The sequence below is a fragment of the Achromobacter sp. Root83 genome (assembly GCF_001428845.1).
Lineage (GTDB): Bacteria > Pseudomonadota > Gammaproteobacteria > Burkholderiales > Burkholderiaceae_B > Achromobacter.
The window spans coordinates 765812-785602 of record NZ_LMIU01000001.1; the positions used below are offsets into that span (position 1 = coordinate 765812).

Annotated in this window: 14 protein-coding genes; 12 read left to right on the top strand and 2 right to left on the bottom strand. The window is 67.6% G+C overall.

The features are described 5' to 3' along the window. Positions 1-52 precede the first annotated feature (52 nt). The 3 genes from ASE30_RS03440 to ASE30_RS03450 are packed head-to-tail and all read left to right on the top strand — an operon-like array spanning position 53 to position 4073. A complete protein-coding gene (locus tag ASE30_RS03440) occupies positions 53-1543 on the top strand; it encodes an FGGY family carbohydrate kinase (protein ID WP_057282830.1) in 1491 nt (496 codons plus the stop codon). Continuing rightward, positions 1540-3321, top strand: coding sequence for a glycerol-3-phosphate dehydrogenase/oxidase (locus ASE30_RS03445; protein ID WP_057282831.1), 1782 nt, complete (start codon positions 1540-1542; stop codon positions 3319-3321). Before ASE30_RS03440 ends, ASE30_RS03445 begins: the two co-directional genes overlap by 4 nt. Continuing rightward, entirely contained in the window at positions 3318-4073 is a 756-nt protein-coding gene (locus tag ASE30_RS03450; protein WP_057282832.1) for a GntR family transcriptional regulator, read from the top strand. The genes ASE30_RS03445 and ASE30_RS03450 overlap by 4 nt, the downstream gene beginning before the upstream one ends. A 25-nt stretch (positions 4074-4098) precedes the next feature. Here ASE30_RS03450 and ASE30_RS03455 read toward each other — a convergent pair whose 3' ends face one another. Next, positions 4099-4671: a hypothetical protein gene (locus ASE30_RS03455; RefSeq protein ID WP_057282833.1), complete on the bottom strand. Its 573-nt coding sequence runs from the start codon at positions 4669-4671 to the stop codon at positions 4099-4101. Between the two features lie 379 nt (positions 4672-5050). Between ASE30_RS03455 and ASE30_RS03460 the strand changes: the two genes are divergently transcribed. From ASE30_RS03460 to ASE30_RS03485, 6 genes are all read left to right on the top strand, one after another. Continuing rightward, positions 5051-5764 carry a gluconate 2-dehydrogenase subunit 3 family protein gene (locus ASE30_RS03460; protein ID WP_057282834.1) on the top strand — a complete coding sequence of 238 codons (714 nt, stop codon included), beginning with the start codon at positions 5051-5053 and terminating at the stop codon, positions 5762-5764. A 3-nt stretch (positions 5765-5767) separates the two neighbouring features. Continuing rightward, a complete protein-coding gene (locus tag ASE30_RS03465; protein WP_057282835.1) occupies positions 5768-7543 on the top strand; it encodes a GMC family oxidoreductase in 1776 nt (591 codons plus the stop codon). Between the two features lie 12 nt (positions 7544-7555). Further along, positions 7556-8875 carry a cytochrome c gene (locus ASE30_RS03470; protein ID WP_057282836.1) on the top strand — a complete coding sequence of 440 codons (1320 nt, stop codon included), beginning with the start codon at positions 7556-7558 and terminating at the stop codon, positions 8873-8875. 258 nt (positions 8876-9133) lie between these two features. Then, positions 9134-10021: a YghX family hydrolase gene (gene yghX / locus ASE30_RS03475; RefSeq protein WP_057282837.1), complete on the top strand. Its 888-nt coding sequence runs from the start codon at positions 9134-9136 to the stop codon at positions 10019-10021. A 92-nt stretch (positions 10022-10113) separates the two neighbouring features. Further along, positions 10114-11775, top strand: coding sequence for a VRR-NUC domain-containing protein (locus tag ASE30_RS03480; protein ID WP_057282838.1), 1662 nt, complete (start codon positions 10114-10116; stop codon positions 11773-11775). Continuing rightward, complete coding sequence (locus ASE30_RS03485; protein ID WP_057283255.1) at positions 11772-14042, top strand: ATP-dependent DNA helicase; 2271 nt, start codon at positions 11772-11774, stop codon at positions 14040-14042. Before ASE30_RS03480 ends, ASE30_RS03485 begins: the two co-directional genes overlap by 4 nt. 12 nt (positions 14043-14054) lie before the next feature. Here the strand turns inward: ASE30_RS03485 and ASE30_RS03490 are convergent, their stop codons facing one another. Next, positions 14055-14417, bottom strand: coding sequence for a group III truncated hemoglobin (locus tag ASE30_RS03490; protein ID WP_057283256.1), 363 nt, complete (start codon positions 14415-14417; stop codon positions 14055-14057). A 193-nt stretch (positions 14418-14610) separates the two neighbouring features. Here ASE30_RS03490 and fes point away from each other — a divergent pair, with 193 nt between their 5' ends. The 3 genes from fes (at position 14611) to ASE30_RS03505 (ending at position 19790) form a co-directional block, all read left to right on the top strand. Continuing rightward, complete coding sequence (gene fes, locus ASE30_RS03495) at positions 14611-16206, top strand: enterochelin esterase (protein WP_235515173.1); 1596 nt, start codon at positions 14611-14613, stop codon at positions 16204-16206. Positions 16207-16448: 242 nt separating this feature from the next. After that, positions 16449-17906, top strand: a complete 1458-nt coding sequence (locus tag ASE30_RS03500) for an amidase (protein WP_057282839.1) — start codon at positions 16449-16451, stop codon at positions 17904-17906. Positions 17907-18170: 264 nt separating this feature from the next. Continuing rightward, positions 18171-19790, top strand: a complete 1620-nt coding sequence (locus ASE30_RS03505) for a methyl-accepting chemotaxis protein (protein ID WP_057282840.1) — start codon at positions 18171-18173, stop codon at positions 19788-19790. The last annotated feature ends 1 nt before the right edge of the window (position 19791 follow it).

The following is a 19791-nucleotide window of genomic DNA, read 5'->3' on the forward strand; positions in this document are numbered from 1 at the left end:
CTAGGGGAAACACTGCTATTCTGCCGAAAGTTTATGTAGACAATGTCATAACATGAAAGCCGACATATTCCTGGGTATCGACATGGGGTCCACCGGCCTGAAGGCAGTTGCCTTCGAGGCGGGGACGGGTGTCTCGCTGGCCGCTTCGGGCGGCGCGCTGCCGTATGCGCATCTGCCCGGGGGCGGCTGTGAGCTGAGCGCGGATGCGATCGAGTCCGCGCTGATGCTGGCGCTGCGCGGGGTGGCCGAACAGCTCGGTCCGCGCGTGGCGGACATCCGCGCGCTGTGCTGCACGGGACACGGCGCGGGGCTCTATGCGCTGGACGAACACGGCCGCTTGCTGGCAGGGCGGGCCGTGGCATCGACGGATCAGCGCGCCTCGGACCGCGCGCGGGCCCTGGCTGCGCGGCAGGGCGACGCGCTGTACCAGGAGGTCGGCTGCCGGCCCTGGTCCGGCCAGGCCAGCCTGGTGGCGGCGGAATTGTTCGACGCGCAGGCCGGCGGCCATCGCGCCATCCACCGGCTGCTGTTCGCCAAGGATTACCTGAGCTTTCTGTTGTGCGGCGAGATCGCCACCGATGCCAGCGACGCCAGCACGGCGGGTCTGCTGTCCCTGCAGTCGGGCGAGTGGTCGGCGCTGGCGTTCGAGGCGGCGGGCCTGTCCAGCCTGATGGCCCGCGCCTTGCCGCCCATCGTGCCCACGGGAACGGTAATCGGGCGTTTGCTGCCCGCCCGCGCCGCCGCCTGCGGACTGCCGGCGGGCTTGCCCGTGGCGATGGGCGCGATTGATCTGCTGGCGTCGCTGTCGGCGGTGGGCGCGGTGAAAAGCGGGCATGCGGTGGCGGTGTTCGGGACCTGGTGCGTCAATGCCGTCGTGGCGCCGGCAAGCGAGCCCAAGCCGCAGGTCGGCGCCATCGTGCGCCATGGTCCGCCAGGGGAGCGTCTGTATCTGGAAAACAGTCCGTCTTCGATGGCCAACGTGGCGTGGCTGGCGCGCACGCTGCAATTCGTGGACGCGGCGGCGGCGGTCGATTGCGCCATGTCCGTGCCGCTCGGCGCGGAAGGCCTGCGTTTTCTGCCCTTCATCAACGGCGGCGGCGTGGCGGCGGGGGCGACGGCCGGGTTCGTGGGCCTGAAGGGGCATCATGGGCGCGCGCACATGGCGCGCGCCGTGGTGGATGCGGTCGCGGCGCTGCATGCCTGGCATCTGAAGCGCCATGCCGCGCGCGGCCTGGGCGCATCAGGGCGGGTGGCCGCCTTGGGCGGAGGCGCGCGCGATCCAAGGCTGGTGCGCTTGTTGGCAAGCTTTCTGGGCCATGCGGTGGAACGCTGCGGCGACGACGAGACCGGGGCGCGCGGCGCTGCGGGCTATGCGGCGCTGTCGCAAGGGCTGCGCGCCGGCGACGCATTGCCGGTGCGTTGTGAAACCGTGACGCCCGAGGCCGGCGCCGAGCAGGCGCACGCCGACTTTTACGCGGGCTTTGAAGCGCTGATCGGCGGCATGGCGCCCGTGTTCGAACACCTGTCGAGGCCGGCGCGATGACGGCGCACACCTTGCCGCATACCTTGCCCTACGTGCGCGCCGCGTCGCTGGCGGGCCGGCACTTTTCCACCGTGATCGTCGGCGCCGGTATCAACGGCGCGGGCGTCTTCCGCGACCTGTCTCTGCAGGGTGTCGACTGCCTGATCGTGGACAAGGGCGACTTCGCCGCCGGGGCCAGCAGCGCGCCGTCGCGCATGATCCACGGCGGCCTGCGCTATCTGGAGAGCGGCGCGTTCTCGCTGGTGGCCGAGGCCACGCGCGAACGCAACCTGCTGCTGCGCAACGCGGCCCATCTGGTGCGTCCGCTGGAAACGGTGGTGCCGCTGTCCAGCCGGTTCGGAGGGCTGCTGGGCAGCGTGCTGCGCTTTGCCGGCTTCAGCGCGTCGCCCGGCGCGCGGGGCCTGTTCGTCGTGGCGCTGGGCCTGCGGTTGTACGACAGGCTGGGCCGCAGGCAGCGCGTGATGCCCGGGCACCGCATTGCGCGGCTGATGGCGGCGGACGGGGCGCTGTTCCGCGATTCGGTGCGCTGGACGGCCACGTACTTCGATGCATGGATCAGCCATCCCGAATGGCTGATCCTGGAATTGCTGGCCGACGCGCACGCAGACCAATCCACGTCCGTGGCGGCGAACTACTGCCGCGTGACGGCCTGCCGTGGCCGCGCGCTGACCCTGCGCGATGAGATCACGGGAGACTCCGTGCAAGTCACCGCCGATACCGTGGTCAATGCCACGGGCGCGTGGCTGGACCGGTCCGCCGGCGCGCTGCAAGGCGCGGGTGCGCGCGTCATGGGCACGAAGGGCTCGCATCTGATCCTGGAGCATCCGGCGCTGCACGCGGCGCTGGGCGGCCGCATGGCGTACTTCGAGACGTCCGACGGCCGCGTGTGCATCGTCTATCCCTTCATGGACCGGGTGCTGGTGGGCTCCACCGACATTCCAGTGGACGATCCGGACCGGGCCGCCACCGAGCCGGCCGAGATCGACTACCTGCTCGATGTGCTGGGCGAGGTCTTTCCACGGCTGCGCTTCGCGCGCGGGGACGTGGTCTACACTTACGTCGGAGTGCGCCCGCTGGCGCACTCGGATGCCGACAAGCCCGGGCAGATATCGCGGGATCACGCCGTTGTCATCGACCCGCCGAACGCGGTGCGCGAGGTGCCGCTGGTGTGCCTGGTGGGCGGCAAATGGACCACCTTCCGGTCGCTGGCGGAGCTGGCGGCAAACCAGGCGCTGGCCTTGCTGGCAAGGCCCCGCCTGCGGTCGACGGAGTCACTGGCCATCGGGGGCGGCGCGGACATGCCCGCCGACACGGCCGCGCGGGACCGCCTGATCGACGGCATCCAGTCCCGTACCGGCCTGGCGCGGGCACGCATCGCTGTGCTGGTCGGCCGCTATGGCTCGCGCGCGGACGTGCTGGCGCGGGACTTTGCCAGGGCGGGCGACGCGCCGCTGCGGCATGCGCCGGACTATACCGAGGCCGAGATCCGCCATCTGTGCCAGGAGACCGGCGTGCGGCGCCTGGATGACCTGGTGATCCGGCGTACGCTGCTGGCGATACGCGGCCGCGTCGGTGCCGGCCTGCTGTCCGAGTTGGCCGACCTGGCCGCCGCCGCGCTGGGCTGGACGGCCACGCGCCGGCGCGAAGAGTGGCGTGCCTGCGCCGCCATCTTGCGCGACCGGCATTTTGTAGACCTGCCCGCGGACGAAGCGGCGAAGGCATCCGTCAAGGATGCCGCGTCGTCCACGGATTCGATTTCAAGCCCAATCACGACATGAGCAGCTCCATACCTACCCTAGACGTGCTGGACCGCAATGCCGGAGCCCCCCTCTGGACGCAGTTCCGCGACGTGGTGCGCGGCAAGATCCTGCAAGGCGAACTGGAGGTGGGCGCCAAGCTGCCCACCGAGGCCGAGTTTGGCGAACAGTACGGCATTTCACGCATCGTGGTGCGGGAGGCGCTGGCGGATCTGGTGCGCAATGGCCTGATCTACAAGATACGCGGGCAGGGCGCTTTCGTGTCGGCGCGCGAACGCGACGAAGACTTCGTGTCGACGGTGCTGGGGTTTTCGGACGAAATGGCGCGCAAGGGGCGCACGGTCCGCACGCAGGTGCTGGTCCAGGAACTGCGCGCGCCCACGGCGCAAGAGGCCGTGGCGCTGGCGCTGTCCGAGGGCGATGCCGTCGTGGCGCTCAAGCGGCTGCGCAGCGTCGATGGGGAATTGCAGTTGCTGGTGGAAACCGCCGTGCCGGCGGACCTGGCCCCGGGCCTGCATCGCGCGCGGCTGGAGAACCGCTCGCTTTACGATCTGCTGCGCCGCCAGTACGGGTTGCGCATCGTACGCGCGGAGCGGTGGATCGACGCCGTGGCGCCGGATGCGCTGACCTGCGAATTGCTGGGCATGGCCAGCGCGGAACCCTTGCTGCGCATCGAGTCCATCGCCTACGGCGCCAATGGGCGTCCGCTGGAATACTACCGGGCGCTGCACCGCTGCAAGTCGAGCCGGCTGCACGTGCAGACCACGGCCTGAACCGGCGGTCGAGGCGCGGGGCGCCTCAGAAAAGGTTCAGCGCCTGCGCCACCCACAACGCCAGGCCGATGGCGATGCCGATCAGCAGCGTCCTGCGCAGCCCGCCGCCGGCCGGGACCGCGCCGGGCGCCAAGGCGGCATCTGTGCTTGCATGGCCGGGTTCGGACGAGGTTGAACGTGCCGCGGCCGCATCCGTGCCTTCGGTTTCGATCGTGAATGCCGGCTTCGCGCCTTGGGCGGCCAGGGCGCCCGCCAGATCCTTCGCGTCGATGCCTCCGTCTTGCAGCATGTCCCACAGGCCGTCCTTGCCTTGGCCGTTGCGCAGCGCCTCGATGCGCTCGCGGTCGGCGCGCGGCACCTCGTCCAGGCTGCCGTAGCGGCGGCCGTTCACCGTGACGGCGCCGTCGTCGATCTGGACGTTGAAGGCCTCGCCGTTTTCGGTGCCCGCGTAGCTCCAGGATTCGCTGACCGTCACGCCGTCCATGCGGCCGTCCAGCAATTCCTCGATGCTCGCGCGCTGTTCGGGCGTGAGGTCCGTCGTGGAACTCCAGCTTCGCGTGGTCGTCGAACTGCGCCAGGTCTTCGTGTTGTCGGTCATCGTGGGGTCCGTTCGTGTTGTGCGCGACGCCGCGCCGGCTGCATGGGGCACGGGGCCGCTGCGCCCTGCATTGCTGCGCGAATATACCGAATCCGTTCACCCTGCTGTCAGAAAAGCCCGCTTTCGCGGGCTTCTTACATTGTCCTTAATGCAAAAGACTTTTTTATGTCAAGAAAATTGATCTGATATGGCCGATTGGGCGGATCAGATGCGTTTATAGGCGCATAATTCGGGCACCTGCTCTTACGTCCCTTTTCAAAGAGCAGTATTGATATTCAGCAAGATAAGAGCGTGTTGTCTCTAGCTCGGCAGTTCGTGTTTCCAGGTCTCATGTTCGGGTAGCGCGCTAGGACAACTTGGAATATTCACGGAGATGTCTATGACAGAAGATGCAAAGCCGCGCCGGCGCTTTCTGCAGGCGCTGGCCATCGTGCCGGCGTCGACGTTGGCGGTAGGCGGCCTGACCGCCGGCTGTACCAACGCCGCCGACGGCAAGGTTGCGCAGGCGGCCAAGCCCTACGAGCCCACCTATTTCACGAAGCCCGAGTGGGCCTTTATCGTCGCCGCGGTCGATCACCTGATCCCGGCCGACGAGTACGGTCCCGGCGCGATCGAGGCTGGCGTGCCCGAGTTCATCGACCGCCAGATGGAAACGCCCTTCGGCCACGGCAAGCTCTGGTACATGCAGGGGCCGTTCCACACCGACCAGGTGCCGGAACTGGGCTATCAGCTCAATCAGAATCCGCGCGAGGTCTACCGCCACGGCATCGAGGCCTGTGATGCCTGGTGCGTGAAGACGCACGGCAAGGTGTATGCCGAACTGGACAAGGCCTTGCAGGAACAGATCCTGAAGGACCTGCAGGGCAACAAGATCAAATTCGAATCCGTTCCCGCCACGACGTTTTTCAACTTCCTGCTGGCCAACGCCAAGGAAGGGTTCTTTGCCGATCCGATCTACGGCGGCAACAAGAACATGGTGGGCTGGAAGATGGTGGGCTTTCCCGGCGCGCGCGCCGACTTCATGGATTGGACCGACCAGCCCAACGTCAAATACCCCTACGGCCCCGTGTCGATCTCTGGGGAGAAGGGTTAAATCATGGCGATCAAGAAAGATAAGGTGGATGCGGTGCTGGTCGGGTTCGGCTGGACCGGCGCGATCCTGGGCCAGGAGCTGACCGAAGCGGGCCTGCAGGTGCTGGCGCTGGAACGTGGCGGCATGCAGGACACGCCCAAGGACGCCGAATACCCCAAGGTGATCGACGAGCTGAAGTACTCGGTGCGCGGCTATCTGTTCCAGGACCTGTCCAAGGAAACCGTGACGGTCCGCCACGGCGTGGACGATGTGGCCGTGCCGTATCGCCAGAATGGTTCGTTCCTGTTGGGCACGGGTGTGGGCGGCGCGGGCTTTCACTGGAACGGCATGCACTACCGCGTGCTGCCCGAAGAGCTGGAACTGCGCACCCGCTACGAAACCCGCTACGGCAAGAAGTTCATCCCGGAAGGCATGACCATCCAGGACTTCGGCGTGACCTACGACGAGCTGGAGCCGTACTTCAGCAAGTTCGAATATGTGTGTGGAACGTCCGGCAAGGCGGGCAACCTGAACGGCAAGATCGTCGAAGGCGGCAATCCGCTCGAAGGCAAGCGCAGCAAGGAATTCCCGCTGGCGCCGCTGGCCACGACGTACGGCGCGTCGCTGTTCGAGAAGGCCGCGCGCGAAGTCGGCTTCAACCCGTATCCCACGCCGGCCGCCAACGCGTCCGGCCCGTACACCAACCCGTACGGCGTGCGCCTGGGGCCCTGTAATTTCTGCGGCTTCTGCGAGAACTACGGCTGCTATATGTATTCCAAGGCCTCGCCGCAGACGACCATTCTGCCGGTGCTGCTGAAGAAGCCGAACTTCGAACTGCGCACGCATGCGCAGGTGATCAAGGTCAACCTGGATTCGACCGGCAAGAAGGCCATCGGCGTGACGTATATCGACGCGCAGGGCCAAGAGATCGACCAGCCGGCCGATCTGGTGATCCTGTCCGCGTACCAGATGCACAACGTGCGTCTGTTGCTGCTGTCGGGCATCGGCAAGCCATACGATCCCAAGACCAATGAAGGCGTGGTGGGCAAGAACTATGCTTACCAGATGAACGGCGGGGTCAATGTGCTGTTGCCCAAGGGCACCCAATTGAACCCGTTCATGGGCACCGGCGCGGGCGGCGTCGGCATGGACGATCTGAATGGCGACCAGTTCGACCACGGCCTGCTGGGCTTTGTGGGCGGCGCCAGCATCCGCCACGTGCGTACCGGCGGGCGCCCCATCAAGCAGACGCCCACGCCGCCGGGCACCGCTAGCTGGGGCACGGCCTGGAAGGCCGGCGTGCAGGACGCCTACCAGCGCTACATGACCATCGGCATTTCCGGTTCGGTGATGTCTTACCGCGATGCGTACCTGTCGCTGGATCCGACCTACAAGGACGCATTCGGCCAGCCGCTGCTGCGCATGACGTTCGACTGGCACGACAACGAGTTCGACATGCTGGGCTACATGGGCAAGCGGATGGAGACCGTGGCGAAGGCCATGAATCCCGAGAAGTATTTCGTGGGTGTGCGCAAGAAGGGCGCGCGCTACGACACGCGCGTGTACCAGAGCACGCACAATACCGGCGGCGCCATCATGGGGTCCAACCCCAAGGAAAGCGTGGTCAACAAGTACCTGCAGAGCTGGGATGTGCCCAACGTGTTCGTGATGGGGGCCTGCGTGTTTCCGCAGAACATGGGCTACAACCCGACAGGCCTGGTCGGCGCCTTGGCCTATTGGGCCGCGCAGGCGATCCGGGAGCAGTACCTGAAGAACCCCGGCCCGCTGGTCCAGGCTTAAGGAGACGGCACAATGATTAAACAGACCATTGTTGCGGCCTTCTCGGCCCTGGTTGCCAGCGCCGCGTTCGCCGCGGACGGCACGCCGGCATCGAACGATGCCCAGATGATCAAGCAGGGCGAATACCTGTCGCGCGCCGGCGACTGTATCGCGTGCCATACGGCGAAGGGCGGCAAGCCCTTTGCCGGCGGCCTGGGGATCGATTCGCCGCTGGGCATGATCTATTCCACCAACATCACGCCGGACAAGGAAACGGGCATCGGCGGATACTCGTTGGAGGATTTCGACCGGGCCGTGCGCCACGGCGTGGCCAAGGACGGGCATTCGATGTATCCGGCGATGCCGTACACGGCCTACGCCAACGTCACGCCCGACGACGTGAAGGCGCTGTATGCCTACTTCATGCACGGCGTCCAGCCGGTGAAGCAGGAAAACAAGGATACCGACATCATCTGGCCGATGTCGATGCGCTGGCCGTTGACTGTGTGGCGCTGGATGTTCGCACCCGATGTCGCGGCGGCCCCCGTCACGGCGGACCTGAGCGGCGCCGACAAGCAGGCGCTGCTGCGCGGCCAGTATCTGGTCGAGGGCCTGGGCCATTGCAGCACCTGCCATACGCCGCGCGGCGTGGCCTTGCAGGAAAAGGCCCTGACCGACGCGGACGGCTCGGCGTTCCTGTCGGGCGGCGTGGTCGAAGGCTGGCTGGCCAAGAACCTGCGCGGCGACGCCACCGACGGCCTGGGCAACTGGAGCAAGGAAGACATCACGGCCTTCCTGAAGTCCGGCCGTAACGGCCATTCGGCGGCCTTCGGCGGCATGGCCCAGGTGGTCGAGGAAAGCACGCAGCACCTGACCGACGCCGACCTGAACGCCATCGCGGTGTACCTGAAGAGCCTGCCTCCGGTGAACAAGGACGCCACCAAGCCGCTGGCCTATGACGAGTCCGTGGCGCAAGCGCTGCGGACCGGCAAGGACAAGGGCGACGGCGCCATAGCCTTCCTGAATAACTGCGCGGCCTGCCACCGCAGCACGGGCAAGGGCTATTCCGAGACCTTCCCGCAGTTGGCGCTGAGCTCGACGGTGAATTCGGCCGATCCGGCCTCGCTGATCCACATCGTGTTGAAGGGCGCGCAGATGCCGGGCACGGCGGCGGCGCCCACCGCCTACGCGATGCCGGGCTTTGACTGGCGCATGACCGACAAGGAGGTCGCCGACGTGGTGAGCTTCGTGCGGTCAAGCTGGGGCAACAAGGGAGCAGCGGTCAGCGCCTCGGATGTGGCCAAGGTGCGCAAGGACATCGGCGCGGCGCCGCAGCCGGCACGGGCGCAGTAAGCCGATGGGTTGATCTGCTGCGTCAGGTGTAAGCCTGCGAGGACGGCGCCGGAAAGCCCAGGTTTTCCGGCGCCGTTTTTTTTGTCCATGGATCGTCAGGCAGGCGCTTCATCAGTCCAGGATCCCCCGCTTGCCGCGCTAGCGTTCGCGGTGCTCTGCACCTATGATGCCCGGGAGGCGTCCTCGCGCCGAGGTCGAGCCGGGTGGAGCCCTTCACGTCCTAGTGTCAGCCGCACAACCGCCAATCAGGAGGACCGCATGAACCGACTTACCGCCAACGACTTCCACCCCGAACTGCTGGAGCTTTACGACGGTTACGTGCATGGGCGCGTGAGCCGACGCGACTTCCTGGACCGCGCGGCGAAGTTCGCGGTCGGTGGCCTTACCGCGGCCGCGATCCTGGCCTCGCTGAGCCCGGACTACGCGCTGGCTCAGCAGATCGAGTTCACCGATCCCGATATCCTGGCCCAGTACATCCGCTATCCCTCGCCCAATGGCCACGGCGAGGTGCGCGCTTATCTCGTGCGGCCAGCCAAGGCAACGGGGCCGGTTCCCGGCATCGTCGTGGTGCATGAGAACCGTGGCCTGAACCCCTACATCGAGGATGTGGCGCGGCGCGTGGCCAAGGCTGGTTTCGTCGCGTTGGCGCCTGATGGCCTGAGTTCGGTCGGCGGCTACCCCGGCAACGACGAGCGCGGCCGGGAGTTGCAGCAACAGGTCAATCCGCAGAAGCTGATGAACGACTTCTTTGCCGCCATCGAATACCTGCGCGCCAGCGAGTTGGCCACCGACAAGGTCGGCATCACCGGCTTTTGCTACGGGGGCGGCGTCGCCAACGCGGCGGCCGTGGCCTACCCGGAACTGGCGGCGGCGGTGCCGTTCTATGGCCGGCAGGCCAAGCCCGAGGACGTGACGCGCATCCAGGCGCCCCTGCTGCTGCACTTTGCCGAGACCGACGCGAACGTCAACGCGACCTGGCCGGCCTACGAGGCCGCGCTCAAGGCCGCTGGCAAGACCTACGAGGCGCACGTCTATCCGGGCACCAACCACGGCTTCCACAATGACTCCACGCCGCGCTACGACGAAGCCGCCGCCAAGCTCGCCTGGGACCGCACCATTGCGTGGTTCCAGCGCTATCTGGGCTGACCGGACGCTTGGCGGGGTGAATTCGCAAGCAGGTGCCCCTGGCGGGCCCTGCTATGATAACTGGATAAATATCCAGTTATCCCGTTCCGCCGATGTTCCCCCCGCACCGTTACTACTATCTGCATAATTTCCAGCGCGCGCTGGCGTGGGTTTGCGCCCGTTACGCCGACTTGCTGGACACGGACGAACAACGCTTCCTGGCGGACTTCGCGGCGTTGCCCCAGGCGTCGCAAGCCCTGATGGTGCGCATGCTGATGCGGCGCGGTCCGTGGTTCCGGGCCAGCCGGCTGGTGTATGCGGAGATCGCTGGCATCGAGGCCGCGGCGGCACCCCTTGCCGCCCTGGGCTGGCTGGATGCGCAAGCGCCGATGACGCTGGATGAGCTGTTCGCCTTGCACACCAAGCCCGAACTGGTGCGGCTGTTCGTCGACGCGCCCGTCGGATCCGACGCGCCGTTCAGATCCGCCGCGCGCAAGGCCGACATGCTGGTGGCGCTGCGCGCCGCGCTGCCGGACGCGCGGCCCTACAGCGGCTGGAATCCGGATTCGGCCGAAGGCGTCTGGCGCGTGACGGTGGCAGACCGCTGCGAACGCCTGCGCCTGATGTTCTTCGGCAATCTGCACCAGGACTGGTCGGAGTTCGTGCTGGCCGACCTGGGCGTGTTCCAGTACGAAACCGTGCCGTTCGACGCCGCGTCGCGGGCGTTCCAGACGCGCGCCGACGTGGACTGCTATCTGGCGCTGCACGCCTGCCGCCAGGCGCTGGACGAAGGCGCCGACATCGACGCCTTGCTGCGGGCGGCGCACGGCTGCGCCAGCGGCAACGCCTGGCTGGAAAAGCGCCGCGCCAAGGTGCTGCTGCGTATCGGACAGGCCTGCGAACGGGCGCGGGACTGGGAGGCCGCGCAGCGCGTGTACGCAGGCTGCGCCTATCCCGGCGCCAGGCACCGGCGCATCCGCGTGTATGAACGGATGCAGCGGTTCGACGACGCGATGGCGCTGGCCTTGCAGGCGGGCGCTGCGCCCGAAAGCGAAGAAGAGAGCCAGCGCGTGGCGCGCATGATGCCGCGGCTGCGGCGCGGGCTGGGGCAGGGCGTGCCGGCGCGTCCCGCCGCGCCGGCCTTGCCGCGCACCGATCTGGCGCTGGCGCGCCCGGCCCTGCCGGCGTCGGTGGAATATGTGGCGCGCGACCACCTGCATCACGACGATGCACCGGTGCACTACGTCGAGAACGCCCTGATCAACTCGCTGTTCGGCTTGCTGTGCTGGCCCGCCGTCTTCGCGCCCCTGCCCGGCGCGTTCTTCCATCCGTTCCAGCGCGGTCCCGCCGACCTGGACGCGCCGGACTTTCACGCGCGGCGCCAGGCGTGGTTCGAGGACTGCCTGACGATGCTGGACACGCCGGCCTATCGCGACGTCATCCTGCGGCGCTACGCCGAAAAGTCGGGTGTGCAGTCGCCGTTCGTGTTCTGGGGCGCCTTGTCCGAATCCCTGCTGGCGCAGGCGCTGGATTGCGTGCCGGCCGCGCACCTGAAGCTGTACTTCACACGGCTGCTGCGCGACGTCAAGGCCAACCGTTCCGGCCTGCCGGACCTGATCCGGTTCTGGCCGGCCGAACGCCGCTACGAACTGATCGAAGTGAAGGGGCCGGGCGACAAGCTGCAGGACAACCAGATCCGCTGGCTGCAGTACTGCCTGGCGCACGGCATGCCGGTGCGGGTATGCCATGTGACATGGCGGGAGGGCGCGGCATGAGCTACACCGTGGCGGTACGGGCGCTGTGCGAATTCACGGCCCGGGCGGGCGACCTGGATTTGCGCTTCACGCCGGCGCCCTCCGGCCTGGAAGGCATGGCGGGCCATTCGGTGGTGACGGGCCGGCGCGGACCGGACTACGAAACCGAGGTGCCGCTGTCGGGCCAGCACGAGACCCTGCTGGTACGCGGGCGCGCCGACGGCTTTGACCCCGCCGCCAATCAGCTCGAAGAGATCAAGACGTACCGCGGGCAGTTCGACAGCGTGCGCGAGAATCATCGCGTGGTGCATTGGGCGCAGGCGCGGGTGTACGGCCATCTGCTGTGCCAGTCGCGCGGGCTGGAACGCTTGCGCGTGGCGCTGGTGTATTTCAACGTGGCCACCGAAGAGGAAACAGTGCTGGTCGAAACGCACGAGGCCGCCGAATTGGCTGTTTTCTTCCAGGAACAATGCGGGCGGTTCCTGGCCTGGGCCAAGACGGAACTCTTGCACCGGCAGGCGCGCGACGAGGCCCTGGACAAGCTGGCGTTTCCGCACGGCGAGTTCCGTGCCGGGCAACGCGATCTGGCGGTGGCCGTGTACCGCACGGCGCGCGACGGCCGCTGCCTGATGGCCCAGGCGCCCACCGGCATCGGCAAGACGCTGGGCACGATCTTCCCGCTGCTGAAGGCCAGCCCGGGCACGGGCCTGGACAAGATCTTCTTCCTGGCGGCCAAGGGCTCGGGCCGCGGGCTGGCCGTGCAAGCGCTGGACACGATCAATGCGCAACCCGCCGCGCCCGCGCTGCGCGTGCTGGACCTGCAGGCCCGCGACAAGACCTGTGAGCATCCCGACCTGGCCTGCCATGGAGATTCCTGCCCCTTGGCCCAGGGTTTTTACGACCGTCTGCCCGCCGCGCGCGCCGCCGCGCTGGCGCACACCCGCCTGGATGCGCCGGCGGTTCGCGCCACCGCGCGCGAGCACCGGGTCTGTCCGTATTACCTGTCGCAGGAGCTGATCCGCTGGAGCGACGTGGTGGTGGGCGACTACAACTATTACTACGATTCCACGGCGATGCTGCACGCGCTGACGCAGGCGCACCAGTGGAAGGTGGCGGTGCTGGTCGACGAGGCCCACAACCTGGTGGACCGCGCGCGCCGCATGTACACCGGTGAACTGGACCAGAACCGCCTGACGGCGGCGCGCCACGCGGCGCCCAAGGCGCTGAAAAAGCAACTGGACGGCCTGCACCGGTCCTGGAACGCGCTGAACAAGAAGCAGGCCGAACGCTACCAGGCCTACGACGCCGCGCCGGCGGGCGTGCTGGCCGCGGTACAGAAGGCGGTCGCGGCCATCACCGAGCACATGGGCCTGTCGCCGCTGCCGCAGGACGATCCCTTACTGAGCTTTTACTTCGAGGCCCTGCATTTCATGCGGCTGGCGGAACAGTTCGGCTCGCACGCGCTGTTCGACGTGACGCTGAGCGAGGCCGGCGCCGCCAGCGCCAAGACGCCGCCGTCGACCCTGTGCGTGCGCAACGTGATTCCCGCGCCCTATCTGGCGGGGCGCTATGCGGCGGCGCATGCGACCGTGCTGTTCTCGGGCACGCTGAGCCCGCAGCAGTTCTATCGCGACACGCTGGGCTTGCCCAAGGACGCGCCCTGGATCGACGTGGCCGCGCCGTTCCAGGCGGAGCAATTGGCCGTGCGGGTCGTGGGCAACGTATCGACGCGCTATCGCGACCGCGAACGCTCGCTGGCGCCCATCGCGGACCTGATCGCCCGCCAGTATGCCGAGCGGCCCGGCAATTATCTGGGTTTTCTGAGCAGCTTCGACTACCTGAAACGGGTCGCCGACCTGATGCGGCAGCGCCATCCGCAGGTGCCGATCTGGCTGCAGACGCCGGGGATGGACGAGCCGGGCCGCGCGGCCTTCCTGGCGCGCTTCACCGAAGCGGGCCAGGGCGTGGGGTTCGCGGTGCTGGGCGGCGCGTTTTCCGAAGGCGTGGACCTGCCTGGCAAGCGGCTGATCGGGGCCTTCATCGCCACGCTGGGCCTGCCGCAGGTGAACCCGGTGAACGAAAACATGAAGCGCGCCATGGACCAGCGCTATGGCGAAGAGAACGGCTACGACTACACCTATCTGTATCCGGGCATGCAGAAGGTGGTTCAGGCGGCGGGCCGGGTGATCCGCACCGAACAGGACGTGGGCACGGTGCACCTCATCGACGACCGCTACCGCCGCGCGAAGGTGCGCGGCCTGCTGCCGGGATGGTGGTGCGTGGACTGAGGCCGCGCCGGGCTAGGCGGAGCGAAGCTCGGTCAGGGGCTGGTGGGGATCGCGCGAGAGCTGGTAGCCATACCAGAGGCTGCGCGCCATGCGCTTGGCCATTTCCTGCGCGGCGTCGCCCAGCGCGCGGTTGGGCAGGGCGTCGGTGGTTTCCCCGAACAGAACCAGCCAGCGTTCGAACAGCTCGGCCTTGAGATTGGGCATGGCCGCGTGCTTGGGCATGGGCATGCCCGAGAAACGGCGGGTCCCCAGCAGCACCGCCGACCAGAAATCCGACAGCGTGGCCAGGTGTTCATCCCAGTCGTGGATCGTGCCGTTGAAGATGGGGCCGAGCGCGTCGTCGGCGCGCGCCTTGCCATAGAAGGTGTGAACCATGTCCTTGATTTCGGCTTCGGTGCAGAGGATGGACGTTGCGGTCAAGATCGTCTCCGGGCTGGGGCAGGATGCGATGTTAGGGCGGGGGCGGGCGCGCGCGGTTTGATCTGGCGCAAGCGCCGACGGCACGAGCTTTTAGGTAATAATGATATCCATTCTTATCTAAGCGAGTCTTGTCGGAAGTGGGATGCACATGCGGAAACTGAGCGGTATCGAATGGCGGGTTTGCGTGCCGGCGGCGGCGCTGGCCTGGGCGGCGGCTGGCATGTTGCCGGGTATCGCGGCGGCGCAATCCGGTCAGGGCACGGTAACGGCCCGGACGCACGCGGACGAGCGGATCACCCTGCAAAAAGGGGAGTTCCTGGCGGGCACCTGGGCCGCGGACAGCGGCGTGACGCTGGACCTGCTGGATGCCGCCGGCGGCCATGTGCGGCGGCTGAGCGACCTTGAAAAACCGGCCGGCACGCTGATGCTGGTGGCGCCGGCCGACGGCGTCTATACGGTGCGGGCGCAAGGGCAGGGCGCGTACCAGTGGGCCGTGACCGAACGCCTGCCCCTGTCGGCGCAGCAGGCGCCCGGGCCCACGATCGCCAGTCCGCGCCTGGCCGCGCTGGCGCGGACGGTGGCGCGGGGCGGCACGACCGCGGCCTTCTGGGATGAGGTGGCGCGCGAGGGCACGCCGCTGGTCGAGGCGGTGGATGCCACGCATGACCGCGTCACCTTCCTGTGGCGCGGGGCCGAACGCAATGTGCGCCTCTTTGGCGGGCCGTCGACCGACCATGCGCAATTGGCCCGGCTGGGCGATTCCGATGTCTGGCATGTCAGCTTCGTCGTGCCCAGGTCGACGCGGCTGTCGTACCGGCTGGCCCCCGATGTGCCGGAGCTGCCGGGAACCGGCATGGCGCGGCGCCGCGCCATCCTGGCCACGGCGCAGTCCGATCCCCACAACGCCCGGGTGTATCCCGCGCCGGGAGCGGACGCTTTCCAGACCTACTCGGTGCTGGAGCTGGCCGACGCGCCGCCGCAGCCCTGGGTCGAGCCGCGCGCGGGCGTCACGGCGGGCGCGGTGGAAACGCGGGAGCTGCGCAGCGATATCCTGGGCAACACGCGCAAGATCCATCTTTACCGCCCGGCCGGCTGGCGGGCGGATGCGCCGGAAAACCATGTGCTGGTGCTGTTCGATGCGGGCGCGTACCTGGGCCGGGTGCCCACGCCGACCATACTCGACAACATGATCGCCGCCGGCGTCATTCCCCCCACCGCGGCCTTGCTGATCGACAATCCCACGGCGGACTCCCGGGCCAGCGAATTGCCGCCCAATCCGGACTTCGCGGACTTTCTGGCGCGCGAGCTCATGCCGTGGGCGCGCAAGCAGGACATCGGCGCGCCGGCGGCGCGCACGGTCATCGGCGGCTCCAGCTATGGCGGCCTGGCGTCGGCCTACGCCGCGCTGCGCCACCCCGAGGTCTTCGGGAACGTGCTCAGCCAGTCGGGTTCGTATTGGTGGGCGCCGCCTGGCGAAGAGGACCAGTGGCTGACGCGGCAGTTCGTCGCCGTCCGCAAATTGCCGGTGCGCTTTTTTCTGGGCGCCGGCTTGTTCGAGTCGGGACGCGGCGGCCAGCCGGGCATCCTGGAGACCAACCGGCACCTGCGCGATGTGCTGCGCGCCAAGGGCTACCTGGTGACGCACCGCGAGGTCGCGGGGGGCCATGACTACCTGAGCTGGCGCGGCACCTTGTCGGACGGGCTGCTGGAGCTGATCGGCACGCGCCAGACCGCCAGCCGATAGCCGCCAGCCGCTTGCCGCCAGTCGATAGCCGCCAGCCGCTTGCCGCTAGCCGCTAGCGCGGTTTGCGGTGGCGCTGCCCGCGCGCGGTCCGGCCGATCACGGTCCGGCCGATCGCGGCCCGGCCGATCGCGGCCCGGCCGATTTACGTAGTATTGTCGGCGTGCGCGGGCGGCAGGCCGCCGCGCTGCCCGATGACAATATGCGCGCCCGGCTGTCCCGCGGCGCCCCAAGGAGACACAAGCATGCCCACCGCCGCCCCGCTGAACGAGATCGTTGCCCTGTCCGCGCACGCGCTGTCGGACGCGATCCGCAACCGGCGCGTGTCCTGCCGCGAGGTGATGCAGGCCTACCTGGCGCATATCGACCACGTCAATCCCAGCCTGAATGCCATCGTCGCCCGCCGCGGCAGCGAGGAGCTGCTGCGCGAGGCCGGCGAACGCGACGCGCAACTGGCCGCGGGGCAGTGGCTGGGCTGGCTGCACGGCATGCCCCAGGCGCCCAAGGACCTGACGGCCGTGCGCGGCATGGTCACCTCGATGGGATCGCTGGTCTACAAGGATCAGGTGACGGCGCACGATTCGATCATCGTCGAGCGCATGCGCGCCGCCGGCGCGATCTTCATCGGCCGCAGCAACGTGCCGGAATTCGGCCTGGGTTCGCACACGTATAACAAGGTCTACGGCACCACCGGCAATCCCTACGACGTCACCAAGACGGCCGGCGGCAGCAGCGGCGGCGCGGCGGCTGCGCTGGCCGCCCGCATGCTGCCCGTGGCTGATGGCAGCGATTTTGGTGGCTCCCTGCGCAATCCGGCCGCCTTCTGCAACGTCTACGGGATGCGGCCGTCGGCGGGCCGGGTGCCGCCCGGTCCGTCGCCAGAAGTGTTCCTGAAGCAACTCTCCTACGAAGGGCCCATGGGGCGCACGCCGCGCGATGTCGCGCTGATGCTGTCGGTGATGGCGGGGTATGACAAGCGCGCGCCCCTGTCGCTGACGGACGACCCCGCGCAGTTCGCGCTGCCGCTGGACGCCGACCTGTCGGGCAAGCGCGTGGGCTGGCTGGGCGACTGGGGCGGCTACCTGCCGATGGAGGCGGGCATCCTGGACCTCTGCGTGCAGGCCCTGAAAGACCTTGAAGCGACGGGCTGCCGGGCCGTGGACTACCAGGTGCCGTTCGCCGGCGACCGTCTGTGGCGCATGTGGCTGGTCCACCGCCACCTGATGGTGGGCGGGCAGTTCCAGGCACTGGTCGAGAACCCGGAAACGCGCAAGCTGGTGAAGCCGGCGCTGATCTGGGAGGTCGAGGGCCTGGACGGGATGACCGCGCGGCAGGTCTACCAGGCCACCGAGGAACGCAGCGCCTGGTACCAGACCGTCCTGCGCATGTTCGATGACGTGGACTATCTGGCCGTGCCGTCGGCGCAGGTGTTTCCGTTCGACGCGGCGCTGGATTGGCCCAAGGAGATTGCCGGTCGGCCGATGGACACCTACCACCGCTGGATGGAAACCGTGACGCCCTGGACGCTGGCGGGCTGCCCGGTGATCAGCGTGCCGGTGGGATTCAATGCGGCGGGCCTGCCCATGGGCATGCAGCTCATCGGACCGCCGCGCGGCGACCTGGCCGTGCTTCGGCTGGCCCATGCGTACGAACAGGTGCGCGACTGGGTGCAGGACCGGCCGCCGCAGGCGCTGTGGGCGTAGATTGCCCACGAATCCCCGGCCCTACGGAAGGTCACGATAAATCACAAGTCCCTGTAAGCGAACTTTGCGTTTTTCTGACGAAAAGGCTTTGTTTTCGGGATTTCCCGTATTTGTCATGGCTGTGGGGCGGGTCCTTTGTAATAATTGTCGAAAATTCCCGCATCCCGGACAGGGCCGTTGGCTGTTTTTGCGCCAACGCGGCAAGAATTGAGGGGCGTCCGGGTCGGGCGTTGACAAGTTGATACAGTGCAAAGGTCTCCCGGTATGAAGAATCTGACGCTCCGCCAGCGCATCCTGGCCAGTTTCCTGGTCATTTTGGCCATCATGACGATGATGGTGGTGGTGGACTACCGGCGCCTTCTGCACGTAGAGGCGGAAGTCGAAATGATCAACAACGATGCCGTGCCGGGCATCTACTACAGCACGTCGATCCGGTCGGCATGGTTTGGCGGCTTTGTCGTGGTGCAGGACGCATTCAATAGCGGCAGCGACCAGGAGCGCCGCCAGGCGCTGGAGGCCCTGCCCAAGAACGACCAGTTGCTGGACGAGCACATCGACTTCTATCGCCGCACCGTCTCCCGTCAGGAGGACCGGCAGATGTTCGATGACTTCCAGAAGGAACTGCAGCAGTACAAGCGCATCCGCGCCGACATCCTGGCGCCCGCCATGCAGGCGGACCCGGCCCGCGCGCAGGCGCGCATCGGGTCCGAGTTGCGGCCTTCGTTCTACCGGGGGCGCGACATCCTGGCCAAGATGGTCACCGAAAACAAAACCCAGGCCGACGACGCGGCGGTCAGCATCCGGCGCGCGGTGCAGGCGGCCCAGACCGGCATGCTGGTGTCGCTGGCGCTGGCGATCGTGGCCGCCATCATCTGCGGTTTCCTCTTGATGCGCGCCATCGCCAACCCGATGCGCGATATCGTGAAAACGCTGGAATCCACCGGCGGAGGCGATCTGACCCGCCGCCTGAAGCTTGCGCGCCAGGATGAGTTCAACGCGATCGAAACGGGTTTCAACGGCATGGTGGACGAGCTGACCACCCTGGTCGGCAAGACGCAACGGTCGGCCGTGCAAGTGGCCACCTCGGTGACCGAGATCGCGGCGACGTCCAAGCAGCAGCAGGCGACCGCGTCCGAAGTCGCCGCCACCACGACGGAAATCGGCGCCACGTCACGCGAGATCTCGGCGACGTCGCGCGAACTGGTGCGCACGATGACGGAAGTCTCCGGCGCCGCCGAGCAGACCGCCACGCTGGCGGGCAGCGGCCAGGTGGGCCTGGCGCGCATGGAAGACACGATGCGCAACGTGGTGGGCGCGGCCGGGTCGGTCAACGCCAAGCTGGCCATCCTGAACGAGAAGGCAGGCAATATCACACAGGTCGTGACCACAATCACGAAAGTGGTCGACCAGACCAACCTGCTGTCGCTGAACGCCGCCATCGAGGCCGAGAAGGCAGGCGAGTACGGCCGGGGCTTCGTGGTGGTTGCCACGGAAATCCGCCGCCTGGCGGACCAGACCGCGGTGGCGACCTACGACATCGAGCAGATGGTGCGCGAGATCCAGTCGTCCGTGTCCGCCGGCGTGATGGGCATGGACAAGTTTTCCGAGGAAGTGCGGCGCGGCATGGCCGACATGCAGCAGGTGGGCGACCAGCTCTCGCAGATCATCCAGCAGGTGCAGACGCTGGCGCCGCGCGTGCATATGGTGAACGAAGGCATGCAGGCGCAGGCGACCGGCGCCGAACAGATTAATCAGGCCCTGCAGCAGTTGAGCGACGCCGCGCAGCAGACGGTGGAATCCCTGCGCCAGTCCAGCCTTGCCATTGAAGAGCTGACGCTGGTGGCCAACGACCTGCGCAGCGGCGTTTCGCGCTTCAAGGTGTGAC